The following is a 14,722-nucleotide window of genomic DNA, read 5'->3' as shown; positions in this document are numbered from 1 at the left end:
ACTTGGCGGGTGTTCTTTTTTGCCATCGAGAAGCGGCTTATTGCTTCTTGGCAGCTTCTTCTTGCGCTGCAGCGTTCGATTCGGCCTGAGCTTTGGCAGCTTCGGCGTTTTCTTTCGCTGCGTCGTTCACTTTTTCCTGAGCTTTGTTCATGTCTTGCTGAGCTTGTTCAGCATGTTGGTTGGCATCTTGAGCTTTGTCCTCGGATTTTTTATCGCAGGCAGCGAGACCGAGGGAAGCGGTCAACATCAAGGCAATAGCTAAAGTCTTACGCATGGGGTGTTTCTCCTTATGGAAAATAACTACTGGCCTTAAGAGCTCAGGCCCAAGGCTTAAGTTCCTCATTTCTTTCAGATATATAAGTTTGTTTTGCAATGGAACTTTTGCTGTTCTTTCCACTACTGGGAATGGCGACTAACAAGAGTAATTATCAAATGGCCGAAAACCCCGTTTTTGAGCGTGCGACACGGTTTCTCTCGGCCTTGCGCCATTGTCAGGTGCTGGGATTGAAGGTGCACAGCGCAAGTAGCGAAGGCCTGACGGTGGTGCTGCCTTACAGTGAGCAAATCGTTGGCAACCCGCTGACTGGCGTCATCCACGGCGGAGCGATCACGTCATTGATGGACACCGCTTGCGGCATGTCGACCCTGTGCGTGCTGCCGGAATTCGAAGTCTGCCCGACCCTCGATCTGCGCATCGACTACATGCACGCCGCCGAGCCGCATAAAGACGTGTATGGCTTCGCCCAATGTTATCGAGTCACCACCGATGTGATCTTCGCTCGCGGCTTCGCCTATCAGGATGATCCCGAGCAACCGATTGCCCACGTCGTCGGCACCTTCATGCGCATGGGCAAGGGCCTCAAAGGCACCAAAGGCTTCGGTGGCGCGATCAAGGGAGAAAACCCATGAGCGATGATTTCAAGCAGCAATTGCAAGAAGCGCACGAGAAGGGTGACTACGCGCCGCTGCTGAAACTGATCCCCTACGCCGGACTTATCGGCGTCGAGTGCTCGCGAGTCGGTGATGATTTACTGTTCAAGTTGCCGGCCAACAAGGACAACATTGGTAACCCTTTATTGCCGGCGATCCACGGCGGGGTGATTGCCGGGTTCATGGAGCTGTCTGCGGCCCTGCACCTGCTGATTTTCACCGGCGCGCCGGGTGTGCCGAAGATTATCGATTTCTCCCTCGATTACCTGCGGGCCGGGCAGTTTCGCGACACCTGGGCCCGGTGTCAGGTCTGCCGTCAGGGCCGGCGGGTGGCCAACGTCGCGGTCACGGCGTGGCAAAGCACCGAAAGCGAACCGATTGCCACTGCCCGCGCGCACTTCAAAATCGATGAGCCCTTGAAATCCTGAAGCACGCCCCCAACTCACAGAACAACCCGCCGCCGACCAGCAAGGTCGCGGCCAATGCCATCTGATTGGAGTTTGATGACCATGAGTGTGGAAACTCAAAAGGAAACCCTGGGCTTCCAGACCGAGGTGAAGCAACTGCTGCACCTCATGATCCATTCGCTGTATTCCAACAAGGAAATCTTCCTTCGCGAATTGATCTCGAACGCCTCTGACGCCGTCGACAAATTGCGCTTCGAAGCCCTGGCCAAGCCTGAGTTGCTTGAAGGTGGCGATGAACTGAAAATCCGTGTGAGCTTCGACAAGGACGCCAAGACCGTCACCCTCGAAGACAACGGCATCGGCATGAACCGTGACGATGTGATCACCCACCTGGGTACCATCGCCAAATCCGGCACCGCCGATTTCATGAAAAACCTGTCCGGCGATCAGAAGAAGGATTCGCACCTGATCGGTCAGTTCGGTGTGGGCTTCTACTCGGCCTTCATCGTCGCTGACAAAGTTGACGTGTACAGCCGTCGCGCCGGCACCGCCGCCAGCGAAGGCGTGCACTGGTCGTCGAAAGGCGAGGGCGAATTCGAAGTCGCCACCATCGACAAGCCGGAGCGCGGCACCCGCATCGTTCTGCACCTGAAATCCGGTGAAGACGAGTTCGCCGATGGCTGGCGTCTGCGCAACATCATCAAGAAGTACTCCGACCACATCGCGCTGCCGATCGAGCTGCCGAAAGAAGTGGCCGCTACCGAAGGCGAAGAGAAGCCTGGAGTTGAATGGGAAACCGTCAACCGCGCCAGCGCTCTGTGGACCCGTCCTCGCACCGAAGTGAAGGACGAGGAATACCAGGAGTTCTACAAACACATCGCCCACGACTTCGAAAATCCGCTGTCGTGGAGCCACAACAAGGTCGAAGGCAAGCTCGAGTACAGCTCGCTGCTGTATGTGCCGGCCCGCGCACCGTTCGATCTGTACCAGCGTGAAGCGCCGAAAGGCCTGAAGCTGTACGTGCAGCGCGTGTTCGTGATGGATCAGGCCGAGTCGTTCCTGCCGCTGTACCTGCGCTTCATCAAAGGCGTGGTCGATTCCAACGACCTGTCGCTGAACGTGTCGCGGGAAATCCTGCAGAAAGACCCGATCATCGACTCGATGAAATCGGCGCTGACCAAGCGTGTTCTGGACATGCTGGAAAAACTGGCGAAGAACGAGCCTGAGCAATACAAGGGCTTCTGGAAAAACTTCGGTCAGGTCATGAAAGAAGGCCCGGCAGAAGATTTCGCCAACAAGGAAAAAATTGCCGGTCTGCTGCGTTTCGCATCGACCAACGGCACCGATGGCGAGCAGATCGTCGGTCTGGCCGAGTACCTGGCGCGCGCCAAGGAAGGTCAGGACAAGATCTACTACCTCACCGGCGAAACCTACGCGCAGGTCAAGAACAGCCCGCACCTGGAAGTCTTCCGCAAGAAAGGCATCGAAGTGCTGCTGCTGACCGACCGTATCGACGAGTGGCTGATGAGCTACCTCAGCGAATTCGACGGCAAGACGTTTGTCGACGTCGCGCGCGGTGACCTGGACCTGGGCAACCTGGACTCGGAAGAGGACAAGAAGGCCGCAGAAGAAGTCGCCAAGTCGAAAGAAGGTCTGGTCGAGCGTCTGAAAACCGCACTGGGCGATTCCGTTGCCGAAGTCCGGGTTTCCCATCGCCTGACCGATTCGCCAGCCATTCTGGCCATCGGCGAGCAGGACCTGGGTCTGCAAATGCGTCAGATCCTCGAAGCCAGCGGGCAAAAGGTGCCGGATTCGAAGCCGATCTTCGAATTCAACCCGAGCCACCCGCTGATCGAGAAGCTCGACAACGAGGCCAGCGAAGATCGCTTCAGCGACCTGTCGCACATCCTCTTCGACCAGGCCGCGCTGGCGGCTGGCGACAGCTTGAAAGACCCGGCCGCTTACGTGAGCCGCCTGAACAAGCTGCTGGTCGAGCTGTCCGCTTGATCAAACTGTAGAAAAACCCGCTTCGGCGGGTTTTTTCATTCTGGTGTTCAACCAATCAGGAGTCAGAAATGAGCCAAGTCACTGTACGTTCCGTGGTCTATCAGATCGACGGCCAGCCTTATGAAGGTCGCCTGGCGTTCGACGCCGAGCACAAAGGCGCGCGTCCGGGTCTGTTGATGGCGCCGAACTGGATGGGTGTCAGCGCTGGCGCTGAAGAGATCGCCAAATCGGTGGCGGCCAAGGGTTATGTGGTGCTGATCGCTGACGTGTACGGCCAGGCGGTGCGTCCGCAGAATGCCGATCAGGCCGGTGCGGCGATGATGCCGCTGAAGGACGACCGCGCGCTGCTGCGCAAGCGTATGCAGGCCGCGTTCGAACAATTGCAGAAGCAGGGCGAGGCGGCGGTCGATACCTCGAAACTGGCGGTGTTCGGCTTCTGCTTCGGCGGTTGCTGTGCGCTGGATCTGGCCCGCACCGGTGCGCCGGTGAAAGCGGCGGTGTCGTTCCACGGCACGCTGGATTCGCCGAACCCGGCGGACGCGAAGAACATCAAGGGCTCGGTGCTGGTGCTGCACGGTGCTTCCGATCCGCTGGTGCCGAAAGAGCAGTTGCCGGCATTCGAAGACGAGATGAACGCTGCTGGTGTGGACTGGCAGTTGCTGAGCTACGGCGGCGCGGTGCACTCGTTCACCGATCCGCACGCCAATGTGCCGGGCAAGATGATGTACGACGCGAAGACCGCAGCGCGTGCGTTCAAGTCGATGCATGACTTGCTGGAAGAAGTGTTCAAGGGCTGAAGCCTAAGAGCAAAAGCCCCTCACCCTAACCCTCTCCCAGAGGGAGAGGGGACTGACCGTAAGTTTCTCGAGAGTTGCATCGACCTGAAAGTGAATCACCGAATCCATAATCGACTCGGTGTTTCAGGTCGATGTATGACATAAGACACCTCGGTCGGCTCCCTCTCCTCCTGGGAGAGGGCTGGGGTGAGGGCAGGCGGTTTAACGCGGTAATTCAATCCGCTCGACTTCCCCCGGCACGGTCGGCCAATCCCCGGCCGCCCACTTGCGCCGCGCTTCATCGATCGCCGCCGGATCGCTCGCGACAAAATTCCAGTTGATCCTCCGTGGCCCGTCCAGTGGCGCACCGCCGAACAACACCGCGTGGCTGTCGCTCTCGGCAAACAGGCTCATCTCTTCCCCGGTCGGCAACACCACCAGTGCATGGGGTTCGACCGCTTCGCCATTCAGCTGCACATCACCACTCAACACGTACAGCGCCCGCTCTTCATGCTCGGTCGGGATCAGCAGTGTGGTCGCGGTTTGCATCTTCAATTCGGCATACAGCGTAGGAGAAAGCACCGGCACCGGCGATTCCAGGCAAAAGCCTGACCCGGCGATCATGCGGATCTGCACGCCGAGGTTATCGCTGACCGGCAAGGTCGAGGCCGGGTGGTGGCTGTAATGCCCCGGGCCTTGTTCGTGATCCTTGGGCGAGGCGAGCCAGATTTGCAGGCCGTGCATCTTGAAGCTTTGCTCCCACAGCGGTTCGGGCGTGCGCTCGACGTGAGCGATCGCCGTGCCGGCGGTCATCCAGCTGACATCGCCGGCGCTGACCACCTGATCCGAACCCAGGCTGTCCTTGTGCTGGATCTGCCCGTCGAACAAATACGTAAGGGTCGACAGACCGATGTGCGGATGCTGTCGGATGTTCATGCCTTTGCCCGCCGGATAAACCGTTTCGAGCATGTGGTCGAAAAACACGAAAGGCCCGACGCTGCGGCATTTGGCTGACGGCAGCGGGCGCAAGATCGGCTGGCCCTCGACGTCTTCGGCGCGCGGGCGGATGATCAGGGGTTGGGTGTCCATGGTCCATTCCAGGCTGGGCGGGTGATGCGTGGAGCATAACCCGCCGGTGTCGTCGTGGTGATTACTGACTGTCGAAGCCGACTGGCGCGTGGGTTTCGATGGTGACTTCGCTGGTGGTCATCAGCTTGTGGATCGGGCAGCGATCGGCGACGCGCAGCAGTTCTTCGCGCTGGGCATCGGTGAGCACGCCTTTGAGGGTGAGGGTCACGTGCAGCGCGTACTTGCCTTTCTGTTCCTGGCTGTTGTCGCGTTTGACCTCAACGCCGACGCCGGTCAGCGGGATGTCCTTTTTCTTCGCGTACAGCTTCAGGGTCAGAGCCTTGCAGGCGCCGAGGGCGGCGTCGAAGTAATCGTGCGGCTCCGGAGCCGAGCCTTCGCCGCCGGCGGTCGTCGGGACGTCTGTAAACAGCTCATGCTCATCGATCTGTACGGTGTGGCGAAAACCTTCGGCGGACACGGTATTGACGGTAACGGTCATGTGAACCTCGCAAGCTGTAGGAAAAGGGATTCGATCAAAAAAGACCTTGCAGGTATAGAGCATTTCCCACACAGGCACGTTCCACTTTCTTGCCGGGTGAACCCTCATTGCCCGGCGAGGGTCTAGGCTATGCCTGTCTGCCGGAGAATGCTTGTGTCCGTGTTTCGTTTGAGCCTTGCCTGCCTGATGGCTTTCACCGGCGCCGCCAGTGCCCGGGAATACACCTACAGTGACGCGCACCTGCATTACGTGGATTTTTTCCAGGAAACCGCCGGCATGCCGAAATTGCTGACGGCCATGAAGGAAAACTCCATCGAGCACGTGATGATTTCCGGCATTCCCGTGGCGAAGAAATGGCACGAAGACGAGCCGAAGCGCCCGCGTTATTACGCTGGCGATGATGCCGATGCCTATTGGTACAGCGCGACTGACGTGATCGTCGCCGACGCGGTGCAGAAGCTGACACCTGAGCAACGCCAGTACTTTCACCCGTTTCTTTCAGGCTTCAACCCCAACGACAAGAACTCCGCCACGCACATCCAGCGCATGCTCGATCTGTATCCCGGCTTGTGGCAGGGCATCGGCGAGGTCTTCACCCGTCACGACGACCTCACCGCACTGACCTCCGGCGATACGCCGCGTGCCAATAACGAAGCCATGACCCGCATCTATCACCTGGCCGCCGAGCACGATCTGCCGGTGATGCTGCATTCCAACATCACCTCCAAGCGTGAGAAGAATCCGCTGTACCTGAAGGAAATCGAAGAGCCGCTGCGTAATCATCCGCACACCCGGTTTATCTGGGCGCATGCCGGCACCAGTGCTGAAATCCATCGTCATCAGACGCAGCTGGATTTTCTGCTGCCGACCCTTACCCGAATGCTGGAGGCGTATCCGAACCTGTTCATCGATCTGTCGTGGAGCCTGCTGACGCCTTATCTGCTGGACGAAAAGAGCCAGCCGCGAGCCGAGTGGGTGCAATTGGTGGAGCGCTATCCGGATCGCTTCATGATCGGTTCGGACGTGGTCGGGCGATTCAACAAACTCGGCAAGGAAATCCATGGTTTCAAGCCGTTTCTCGACGCCTTGCCTGAGGCGGTCGCGAAAAAAGTCGCACGGGACAACTTCCTGGGGATATTGCCGCGAACAGCGCTCAAGTCCGGCAAAACCGCGCTGAATCGTTAATGCTCCAGGTTCGAAGTATTAAGGCCTTTTGATATCACGTTTTGGTCTTACGCAATTTTCCAAAGGGCCGATACCTTCTAGAGCAACCAGCTGCAGGGTTGATGCAGCGCTTTTGGAAGGAACCAGAGCAATGAGTATCCGTAGTCTCAATATTGCGCCCCGAGCCGGGCTGGGTTTTGGCGTACTGGCGCTGATGGTGTTTGCCCTTGGCGCGTTTGCCCTGCTGCAGATGTCGAACATGCGCGCGCAATCCGACGAGGTCGACAATAACTGGCTGCCCAGCGTGATGGCGGTGGGCGAGATGAGCCAGGACATGTTGCGCCTGCGTGCGCTGACCATGCGCCTGTTGCTTAATCGCGATCCGCAGGCGCTGGATCAGAATGTGGCCAAGCTCAATGATCTGCGCGGTGTGCTGAGCGAAGCCCAACAACGTTACGACATCCTGATCGTATTGCCCGAAGAGCGCGCGCTGTTCGACCGCTTCAAGGTTGCCGAACACAAGTACCTGGAGTTTCAGGCGCAGGTGATGACGTTATCTGCTCAGGGACGAGTGGAGGAGGCGGCCGCCATTCTCAACGGGCAGATGAGTCCGCTGGCGGATGAGATTGCAGTGACCCTGCGTGAATTGGTCGAACTGAACAAGCACAACGCCAACCTCGCCACAGAGGCCGCACGGCTGGTGTTCACCAGCTCGCGGGTGTGGGTCGGGGTGATGATCGGCATCACTGCGCTGATTACCATCGCGCTGGCGTTATTGCTGACCCGCAGCATCGTGCTGCCGCTGTCGCAATCGCTCAATGTGGCGGAAGTGGTGGCCGGCGGCGATCTGACCGGGGATATCAGCATTTCCGGCAAGGACGAGCCGGCGCGGCTGCTGCACGCGCTCAAGAGCATGCAGCACAACCTGCGTGACACCATCCGCCGGATCTCGGAGTCCTCCAGTCAACTGGCTTCGGCCTCGGAGGAGTTGAGCTGCGTCACCGAAGACGCCACGCGAGGGCTGCACCAGCAGAGTCTGGAAATTGAACAGGCGGCCACGGCGGTCAATCAGATGACCGCCGCGGTGGAGGAGGTGGCGAGCAATGCCGTCGCGACTTCCGAGGCTTCCCGTGAGTCTGATCGCATTGCCCAGCATGGTCGCGAGCAGGTCCAGCAGACGGTATCGTCCATCGAGTTGCTGGCGGACGATGTCACGGCGAATGCCACGCAGGTGGAAGATCTGGCGCAGAAGGTCTACAGCATCAGCAAGGTGCTGGATGTGATCCGCTCGATTGCCGAACAGACTAATCTGCTGGCGTTGAACGCGGCGATCGAGGCTGCGCGGGCGGGGGATGCCGGGCGGGGTTTTGCGGTGGTGGCGGACGAGGTGCGGGCGCTGGCCCATCGCACTCAGCAATCGACGCAGGAGATCGAACAGATGATCGGCGGCATCCAGCAGGGCACCGATTCGGCGGTCAGCTCGATGCAACAGAGCAACGTTCGGGCGCGCTCGACCCTGGAGTTGGCGAAGGCGGCTGGCGTGGCGCTGGAGGAAATTGCTTCGGCGTTCACCTTGATCAACGAGCGCAACCTGGTGATCGCCAGTGCGTCGGAAGAGCAGGCGGCCGTGGCGCGGGAAGTCGATCGCAACCTGATGAACATTCGTGACCTGGCGATGCAGACCTCGGCCGGGGCCAATCAGACCAGCGCCGCGAGTCAGGAGTTGTCGCGGCTGGCGGTGGACCTGAACAGCATGGTCGCCAAGTTCTCGGTTTGATCAGCGTTCGACAGGCGAAAAAAAAGCCCCGCGTTTGCGGGGCTTTTCGTTGAATCAGCTGCCTTTGACCGTCTTGCCGTTGACCGTGCCGTCGAGGAGCATGATGTTGTACTCCTTGCCGTCGGTTTCGACCTGTTGCAGGCGAACCAGCAGGTAATCCCAGTCCTTGGCGAACCACAGGACAGTGATGCGCTTGCTTTGTGTCGGATCGCGGACGCGCTCGACCTTGATCGCATCGATCTGGCCAGCCTTGGTTTCGACTTTCTCCGAACCCAGCACGCGGAAGTCGTAGGTATCGACTTCACCATCATCGACCACCTGATAGCTCATGCTTTTCTTGCCGGCGGCCACGTCATGCTGCAGCGCCAGTTGATAGGTGGATTTGTCGACCATGCCGCGGTTGAGCGGGATTTTCACCGCGTCGCCGCGGTCGGTGCCGGTCACCAGCTTGTTGGCCCAGTCGAAGTCCAGGTCAGCCTTTTTCGCCTTGCCCAGACCACCGCGTTCGAAGTGGTAGGACTGTGGCAGCAGGGTGTCCTTGTCCAGGGTGAGGGTGCTTTCCTCGGACAGGCTGGCAATCATCATCGAGGCCTTGAAGCTGAGCTTCCAGACGCCGTTGGCCTCCTTGGTCAGACTGCGTTCTGCAGTGCCGCTCATGGGCAACTGCTTCCAGTCTGCGGTGTAGCTGGCGGAGAACGGTTGAAGGTCTGCCGCCTGGGCAAAAGGCAGGGCGAGCAGAGCGCAAGCGAAGAGCAGGGCGCGACGCATAAAATCTCCTAGTTTCGAATCAAGTGACCGCTGGCCCCGAGTAGCTGGCCATCCAGTAAAGCACCTTGCTCGCCGAGGCTCAGCCGTCCTTCGGCGAACCAGCGTACGGCCATCGGGTAGATCAGGTGTTCCTGAACGTGAACCCGTTGCGCCAGACTTTGCGGCGAATCGTGCAACTCTACCGGTATTACTGCCTGTACGACCAGTGGTCCGCCATCGAGTTCCTCGGTGACGAAGTGCACGGAGCAGCCGTGTTCGGCGTCGCCGGCTTCCAGCGCGCGCTGATGCGTGTGTAACCCTTTGTATTTGGGTAGCAGCGACGGGTGGATGTTGAGCAGGCGACCCTGGTAGTGACGGACGAAGTCAGCGCTGAGAATGCGCATGAAGCCGGCCAGTACCACGAGTTTGGGGTTGAATTCGTCGATCAGTTCGATCAGCGCGGTATCGAAGGCCTCGCGGCCCTCGAATCCCTTGTGATCCAGCGAGCGGGTGGCGATACCCGCGTCACTGGCGCGTTGCAGGCCGTAGGCGTCGGCGCGGTTGGAAATCACCGCAGCGATGCGGACCGGGCTGTCGCCGGTCCGCGTGCTGTCGATCAGGGCCTGCAAGTTACTGCCGGTGCCGGACAACAGCACCACGACATCACAGGTCTGGGACATCAGTGAGCCTTGAGGTTCTTCAGTTCGACCTGAGCCGCGCCTTCGGCAGCGACAGCGATCTGACCGATGACCCAAGGCTGCTCGCCGGCGTCACGCAGGGTGTTCAGGGCCACTTCAACGTGTTCCTGAGCCACGCAGATCACCATGCCCACGCCGCAGTTCAGCACGCGGTGCATTTCGGTTTCGTCGACGTTGCCTTTCTCTTGCAGCCAGTCGAAGACGGCCGGGCGGTTCCAGCTGGCCACGTCAACCACGGCTTGAGCGCCTTTTGGCAGAACGCGCGGGATGTTGTCCAGCAGGCCGCCACCGGTGATGTGGGCCATGGCCTTGACGGCGCCGGTGTCCTTGATCAGCTTGAGCAGCGGCTTCACGTAGATGCGGGTCGGGGCCATCAGCAGTTCGGTCAGTGGCTTGCCGTCGAGCTGAACGGTTTCGATGTCGGCACCGGACACTTCGATGATCTTGCGGATCAGCGAGTAGCCGTTGGAGTGCGGACCGGACGATGGCAGGGCGATCAGGGCGTCACCGGTGGCGACTTTCGAGCCGTCGATGATTTCGGCTTTTTCCACGACACCGACGCAGAAACCGGCCAGGTCGTAGTCTTCGCCTTCGTACATGCCAGGCATTTCAGCGGTTTCGCCGCCGACCAGCGAGCAGCCAGCCAGTTCGCAGCCTGCACCGATACCGGTGACCACAGTGGCGGCCACGTCGACGTTCAGCTTGCCGGTGGCGTAGTAGTCGAGGAAGAACAGCGGCTCGGCGCCGCACACCACCAGATCGTTGACGCACATGGCGACCAGGTCCTGGCCGATGCTGTCGTGCTTGTTCAGGTTAAGCGCCAGGCGCAGCTTGGTGCCCACGCCGTCAGTACCGGAAACCAGCACCGGCTGTTTGTAACCGGCCGGGATCTCGCAGAGGGCGCCGAAACCGCCCAGGCCGCCCATGACTTCCGGGCGCGCAGTGCGCTTGGCGACGCTCTTGATGCGTTCGACCAATGCTTCACCGGCGTCGATGTCTACACCGGCGTCCTTGTAGCTCAGGGAGGGTTGCTTGCTCATGATCCAGGCCTTTAGGGGAGGGGATTCAGGGGTAACGACCGAGTTCAGCGGGAACGCCGAATCCGACAGGGGCGATTGCCTCACGCGAAGTTCGGGGTGCCCGGCTGTTGCCGGTCTGCGAAGGCGCGCGATTTTATCAGGCTTGAGGGGCAGCGGCCATCCTCACGCCGACGGGCAGGGGCATATCGGTGGAAAAATTTTGCAATTGACGCTGTGGGCGACATCACGGGTGCCTGTATAAGGAACCGTCTATCGTTAGGACTGTGCAAAAACTTACCGACCGCGTGTGAATGTTTTGCGACGGCCTGTGGTCACAGGCTTGCCACAACGGTGCACGCGGCCTGTTCCAGCCGCTCTTGTCGACGGGAATTCTCCATGCGTTTTTGTAAATGGCTGTTAGTAGGTGGCTTGTCTCTGATCAGCCTGGCGAGCCAGGCCGAAAATCTCAAAGGTCTTTATCAGGTGCGCGAACCGGTCACGGGTCAGTCGCCGGAGGAGCGTGATCGCGCGACCCAGGCTGCGCTGGATACGCTGGTGCTGCGGCTGACCGGCGACCCGAAAGCCCCGCAGAACCCGGGGCTGGCGCCGGTTCGCAAGGATCCGCAGCAGATCATCAGTCAGTTCGGTTTCGATGCTGGGCCGCCGGAAGTGCTGAAAGTCGATTTCGATCCGGGAACCACCGAGCAGGCGTTGCGCCGCGCCGGGCTGGCGCTGTGGGGTGCCAACCGGCCCTCGATCCTGAGCTGGTGGCTGAACGATTCGACCGAGGGTTCGAGTCTGGTGGGTGACGGTCAGGCCAGTGCCGCACCGTTGCGCCGCGCGGCCCAGCACCGTGGATTGCCTTTGCGTCTGCCGTTGGCGGACTTGAGTGAGCAATTGGTCGCCACGGCACCAACGCTCGAAGGTGCCGACCCGGCGCCGCTGCGCAGCGCTTCCGAGCGCTACAACGCTGACGCCTTGCTCGCCGTGCATGCCCGCGAAGACGGTGGGCAATGGCAGGCCAAATGGCAATTGTGGCTGGGCGACAAAAAAGAGGCTGGCAACGTGCAGGGCGCGGATCAGGCCGCGGTGGCCGATGCGGTGATGCTGGCGGTCACCGAACGTCTGGCGCCACGCTTTGTAGCCAAGCCCGGCGCGTCCGGCCAGCAGACCCTGGAAGTGCAGGGCATGAATCTGGAGCACTACGCGGCGCTGCTGCGGTTACTCGAACCGTTCGGCGTGCGTCTGCAGAGTGTCGATGCCGATCGCATCCTCTATCGGGTCAACGGCAGTGCCGATCAATTGCGAGCGCAATTGTCGCTGGCGAAGTTGCAGGAACTTCCGGCCGAGGCGCCGGCTCCGGTCGCTGCGCCTCAGCCTGCGGTCGCCGGGGCGCCGCCAGTTGCTGCGCCGACGCCGACACCGGTGGCGCCGTCCTTGCGGTTCCGCTGGTAGGTTTTCTTTCTTATATATAAGCAATGGAGTGTTACATGGCCGATACGCGGCGTTGGTTCTGGCTCGGTGGGGTGCTCCTGCTTTGCGCGTTTGTCTGGTTGCTGCATCCGATCCTCACGCCGTTTCTGGTGGCGCTGTTGCTCGCGTATCTGTTCGATCCGCTCGTTGATCGTCTGGAGCGCCTGGGGTTGTCCCGCACCTGGGGTGTGATCACGGTGTTCGCCTTGTTCACCCTGATCGTCACCGCGCTGTTGCTGGTGCTGGTGCCGATGCTCGCCAAGCAATTGCTGCGGCTCTATGAGCTGGCGCCGCAAATGCTCGACTGGTTGCAACACACCGCCGTGCCGTGGGCGCAATCGAAGCTGGGGCTGTCGGACGGCTTCTGGAAGTTCGACAAGGTCAAGGCCGCGATCAGCGAACACATGGGCCAGACCACCGACATCGTCGGTGTAGTGCTGAGTCAGGCGACGGCTTCGAGCCTGGCGCTGATCGGCTGGCTGGCGAATCTGGTGCTGATCCCGGTGGTGAGCTTTTACCTGCTGCGCGACTGGGACGTGATGATGGCCAAGATCCGCGGCCTGTTGCCCCGTGATCGCGAAGAGCGCGTGGTGGCGCTGGCGGGTGAGTGCCATGAAGTGCTGGGCGCGTTCGTGCGCGGGCAGTTGCTGGTGATGCTGGCCTTGGGTGTGATCTATGCGGCCGGCCTGATGATTGTCGGGTTGGAACTGGGTCTGTTGATCGGTCTGATTGCAGGGCTGGCGGCGATCGTTCCGTACATGGGGTTCGTGATCGGTATTGGCGCCGCGCTGATTGCCGGGTTGTTCCAGTTCGGTGGCGATCTGTATCCGATGATCGGAATCGTCGCGGTGTTCATGGTCGGTCAGGCGCTGGAAGGCATGGTGCTGACGCCGTTGCTGGTGGGGGACCGGATCGGTCTGCATCCGGTGGCGGTGATCTTCGCGATTCTGGCCGGTGGCGAGCTGTTCGGCTTCACCGGTGTGCTGCTGGCATTGCCGGTGGCGGCGGTGATCATGGTGCTGGTGCGACACGTTCACGATCTGTACAAGGATTCCGACATCTATAGCGGGGTGGATGAGCCGGAGTTGTAATCGTGACGCGCGGGCTGCCCGGTGGATTGACGGGTTGGCCCGTCTCCTGCAGGCCATGGCGCCAAAGAAACTGTCATAAAACCAGCACGTTAACGCAAACCTTTGATTTTGCTTGGGGTCTGTCGCATTGTGCGCTCCGCTTCACGGGTATAAACTTCGCTCACTTTACACAGAGGCCACTAACGGTTCCTTGGGAACTGTTCAGTCAGCATGAAACCGATTCAGCTGCCCCTAGGTGTGCGTCTGCGTGACGACGCCACCTTCATCAACTACTACCCAGGCGCCAATGCCGCTGCACTCGGCTATGTCGAGCGTCTATGCGAAGCCGACGCCGGCTGGACCGAAAGCCTGATCTATCTGTGGGGCAAGCACGGGGTAGGGCGCACGCATCTGTTGCAGGCCGCGTGCCTGCGCTTCGAGCAGATGGGGGAACCGGCGGTGTACCTGCCGCTGGCCGAGTTGATGGATCGCGGCATCGAAATTCTCGACAACCTCGAACAGTACGAACTGGTCTGTCTGGATGACTTGCAGGTGATTGCCGGCAAGGCGGACTGGGAAGAGGCGATGTTTCATTTGTTCAACCGTTTGCGCGACAGCGGTCGGCGTCTGCTGATCGCCGCATCCACTTCACCGCGTGAACTGCCGATCAAACTCGCCGACCTGAAATCACGCCTGACCCTGGCGCTGATCTTCCAGATGCGTCCTCTCTCCGATGAAGACAAATTACGTGCCCTGCAATTGCGCGCATCCCGTCGCGGTCTGCACCTGACCGACGAAGTCGGGCATTTTATTTTGACTCGCGGTACCCGCAGCATGAGCGCGCTTTTTGATCTGCTGGAGCAGCTCGATCAGGCTTCTCTGCAGGCTCAGCGCAAGCTGACCATTCCTTTCCTGAAAGAAACCCTGGGCTGGTAAAACCGGGGCTTTCAGCCGGTTTCGGCATATTTCAGGCGCCAGAAAACCCGCTTTCCTGTGGGTTGCACAGGCCGCGTCTCGATTCAAATAGGCTTAAGCGCTTAGATGTTAACGAGAAACCGGGAAGTCACAAAAAGATCGATTGAATTTG

Annotated in this window: 15 protein-coding genes; 9 read left to right on the top strand and 6 right to left on the bottom strand. The window is 60.1% G+C overall.

Going from position 1 to position 14,722, the window contains the following annotated elements; all coding sequences use genetic code 11:
• Positions 1–37 precede the first annotated feature (37 nt).
• Positions 38–274, bottom strand: a complete 237-nt coding sequence (locus EIY71_RS24430) for a hypothetical protein (protein ID WP_102687970.1) — start codon at positions 272–274, stop codon at positions 38–40.
• 158 nt (positions 275–432) lie between these two features.
• Here EIY71_RS24430 and EIY71_RS24425 point away from each other — a divergent pair, with 158 nt between their 5' ends.
• The 4 genes from EIY71_RS24425 to EIY71_RS24410 all read left to right on the top strand — a co-directional run bounded on the left by EIY71_RS24425 (position 433) and on the right by EIY71_RS24410 (position 4,141).
• Positions 433–909: a PaaI family thioesterase gene (locus EIY71_RS24425; RefSeq protein WP_085747077.1), complete on the top strand. Its 477-nt coding sequence runs from the start codon at positions 433–435 to the stop codon at positions 907–909.
• Positions 906–1,358, top strand: coding sequence for a PaaI family thioesterase (locus EIY71_RS24420; protein ID WP_007959014.1), 453 nt, complete (start codon positions 906–908; stop codon positions 1,356–1,358). Before EIY71_RS24425 ends, EIY71_RS24420 begins: the two co-directional genes overlap by 4 nt.
• A gap of 81 nt (positions 1,359–1,439) precedes the next feature.
• The gene (gene htpG / locus EIY71_RS24415; protein WP_166673448.1) at positions 1,440–3,344 is read left to right on the top strand and encodes a molecular chaperone HtpG; all 1,905 of its coding nucleotides are present in this window, start codon (positions 1,440–1,442) and stop codon (positions 3,342–3,344) included.
• Between the two features lie 68 nt (positions 3,345–3,412).
• Positions 3,413–4,141 (top strand): dienelactone hydrolase family protein, encoded by a 729-nt coding sequence (locus EIY71_RS24410; protein ID WP_085747076.1) that lies wholly within the window; start codon positions 3,413–3,415, stop codon positions 4,139–4,141.
• 201 nt (positions 4,142–4,342) lie between these two features.
• On the opposite strand, the gene EIY71_RS24405 is transcribed toward EIY71_RS24410, so the two are convergent.
• Together EIY71_RS24405 and EIY71_RS24400 are read right to left on the bottom strand one after the other, a co-directional pair.
• On the bottom strand, positions 4,343–5,209 hold the full coding sequence (locus EIY71_RS24405; RefSeq protein WP_085747075.1) for a pirin family protein: 867 nt from the start codon (positions 5,207–5,209) through the stop codon (positions 4,343–4,345).
• A 61-nt stretch (positions 5,210–5,270) separates the two neighbouring features.
• Positions 5,271–5,687 (bottom strand): OsmC family protein, encoded by a 417-nt coding sequence (locus EIY71_RS24400; protein WP_039769799.1) that lies wholly within the window; start codon positions 5,685–5,687, stop codon positions 5,271–5,273.
• 147 nt (positions 5,688–5,834) lie between these two features.
• Between EIY71_RS24400 and EIY71_RS24395 the strand changes: the two genes are divergently transcribed.
• Both EIY71_RS24395 and EIY71_RS24390 read left to right on the top strand, forming a co-directional pair.
• On the top strand, positions 5,835–6,872 hold the full coding sequence (locus EIY71_RS24395; protein WP_371857341.1) for an amidohydrolase family protein: 1,038 nt from the start codon (positions 5,835–5,837) through the stop codon (positions 6,870–6,872).
• Positions 6,873–7,002: 130 nt separating this feature from the next.
• On the top strand, positions 7,003–8,628 hold the full coding sequence (locus tag EIY71_RS24390) for a methyl-accepting chemotaxis protein (RefSeq protein WP_134023454.1): 1,626 nt from the start codon (positions 7,003–7,005) through the stop codon (positions 8,626–8,628).
• 54 nt (positions 8,629–8,682) lie between these two features.
• On the opposite strand, the gene EIY71_RS24385 is transcribed toward EIY71_RS24390, so the two are convergent.
• The 3 genes from EIY71_RS24385 to purM are packed head-to-tail and all read right to left on the bottom strand — an operon-like array spanning position 8,683 to position 11,113.
• On the bottom strand, positions 8,683–9,396 hold the full coding sequence (locus EIY71_RS24385; protein WP_085747072.1) for a DUF3108 domain-containing protein: 714 nt from the start codon (positions 9,394–9,396) through the stop codon (positions 8,683–8,685).
• An 8-nt stretch (positions 9,397–9,404) separates the two neighbouring features.
• Positions 9,405–10,055, bottom strand: a complete 651-nt coding sequence (gene purN / locus EIY71_RS24380; protein WP_085608847.1) for a phosphoribosylglycinamide formyltransferase — start codon at positions 10,053–10,055, stop codon at positions 9,405–9,407.
• Positions 10,055–11,113 (bottom strand): phosphoribosylformylglycinamidine cyclo-ligase, encoded by a 1,059-nt coding sequence (purM, locus tag EIY71_RS24375; RefSeq protein WP_007950393.1) that lies wholly within the window; start codon positions 11,111–11,113, stop codon positions 10,055–10,057. Before purM ends, purN begins: the two co-directional genes overlap by 1 nt.
• 375 nt (positions 11,114–11,488) lie before the next feature.
• Here purM and EIY71_RS24370 point away from each other — a divergent pair, with 375 nt between their 5' ends.
• From EIY71_RS24370 to hda, 3 genes are all read left to right on the top strand, one after another.
• On the top strand, positions 11,489–12,547 hold the full coding sequence (locus EIY71_RS24370; RefSeq protein ID WP_134023452.1) for a DUF2066 domain-containing protein: 1,059 nt from the start codon (positions 11,489–11,491) through the stop codon (positions 12,545–12,547).
• 35 nt (positions 12,548–12,582) lie between these two features.
• A complete protein-coding gene (locus tag EIY71_RS24365) occupies positions 12,583–13,656 on the top strand; it encodes an AI-2E family transporter (protein ID WP_007950395.1) in 1,074 nt (357 codons plus the stop codon).
• 210 nt (positions 13,657–13,866) lie between these two features.
• The gene (hda, locus tag EIY71_RS24360; protein WP_007950396.1) at positions 13,867–14,571 is read left to right on the top strand and encodes a DnaA regulatory inactivator Hda; all 705 of its coding nucleotides are present in this window, start codon (positions 13,867–13,869) and stop codon (positions 14,569–14,571) included.
• The last annotated feature ends 151 nt before the right edge of the window (positions 14,572–14,722 follow it).

This window comes from Pseudomonas sp. CH235 (assembly GCF_004368175.1).
GTDB classification, from domain to species: Bacteria; Pseudomonadota; Gammaproteobacteria; order Pseudomonadales; family Pseudomonadaceae; genus Aquipseudomonas; species Aquipseudomonas paraglycinae.
The sequence above is the reverse complement of the archived record's forward strand: the minus strand, read 5'-3'. Positions and strand labels throughout refer to the sequence as shown.

Coding starts and splice junctions, on each gene's coding strand:
- EIY71_RS24405 (WP_085747075.1), bottom strand. CDS start 5,209: ATGGACACCCAACCCCTGATCATCCGCCCGCGCGCCGAAGACGTCGAG.
- hda (WP_007950396.1), top strand. CDS start 13,867: ATGAAACCGATTCAGCTGCCCCTAGGTGTGCGTCTGCGTGACGACGCC.
- EIY71_RS24395 (WP_371857341.1), top strand. CDS start 5,835: ATGCTTGTGTCCGTGTTTCGTTTGAGCCTTGCCTGCCTGATGGCTTTC.
- htpG (WP_166673448.1), top strand. CDS start 1,440: ATGAGTGTGGAAACTCAAAAGGAAACCCTGGGCTTCCAGACCGAGGTG.
- EIY71_RS24370 (WP_134023452.1), top strand. CDS start 11,489: ATGCGTTTTTGTAAATGGCTGTTAGTAGGTGGCTTGTCTCTGATCAGC.
- EIY71_RS24385 (WP_085747072.1), bottom strand. CDS start 9,396: ATGCGTCGCGCCCTGCTCTTCGCTTGCGCTCTGCTCGCCCTGCCTTTT.
- EIY71_RS24420 (WP_007959014.1), top strand. CDS start 906: ATGAGCGATGATTTCAAGCAGCAATTGCAAGAAGCGCACGAGAAGGGT.
- EIY71_RS24400 (WP_039769799.1), bottom strand. CDS start 5,687: ATGACCGTTACCGTCAATACCGTGTCCGCCGAAGGTTTTCGCCACACC.
- EIY71_RS24430 (WP_102687970.1), bottom strand. CDS start 274: ATGCGTAAGACTTTAGCTATTGCCTTGATGTTGACCGCTTCCCTCGGT.
- purM (WP_007950393.1), bottom strand. CDS start 11,113: ATGAGCAAGCAACCCTCCCTGAGCTACAAGGACGCCGGTGTAGACATC.
- EIY71_RS24410 (WP_085747076.1), top strand. CDS start 3,413: ATGAGCCAAGTCACTGTACGTTCCGTGGTCTATCAGATCGACGGCCAG.
- EIY71_RS24390 (WP_134023454.1), top strand. CDS start 7,003: ATGAGTATCCGTAGTCTCAATATTGCGCCCCGAGCCGGGCTGGGTTTT.
- EIY71_RS24365 (WP_007950395.1), top strand. CDS start 12,583: ATGGCCGATACGCGGCGTTGGTTCTGGCTCGGTGGGGTGCTCCTGCTT.
- purN (WP_085608847.1), bottom strand. CDS start 10,055: ATGTCCCAGACCTGTGATGTCGTGGTGCTGTTGTCCGGCACCGGCAGT.
- EIY71_RS24425 (WP_085747077.1), top strand. CDS start 433: ATGGCCGAAAACCCCGTTTTTGAGCGTGCGACACGGTTTCTCTCGGCC.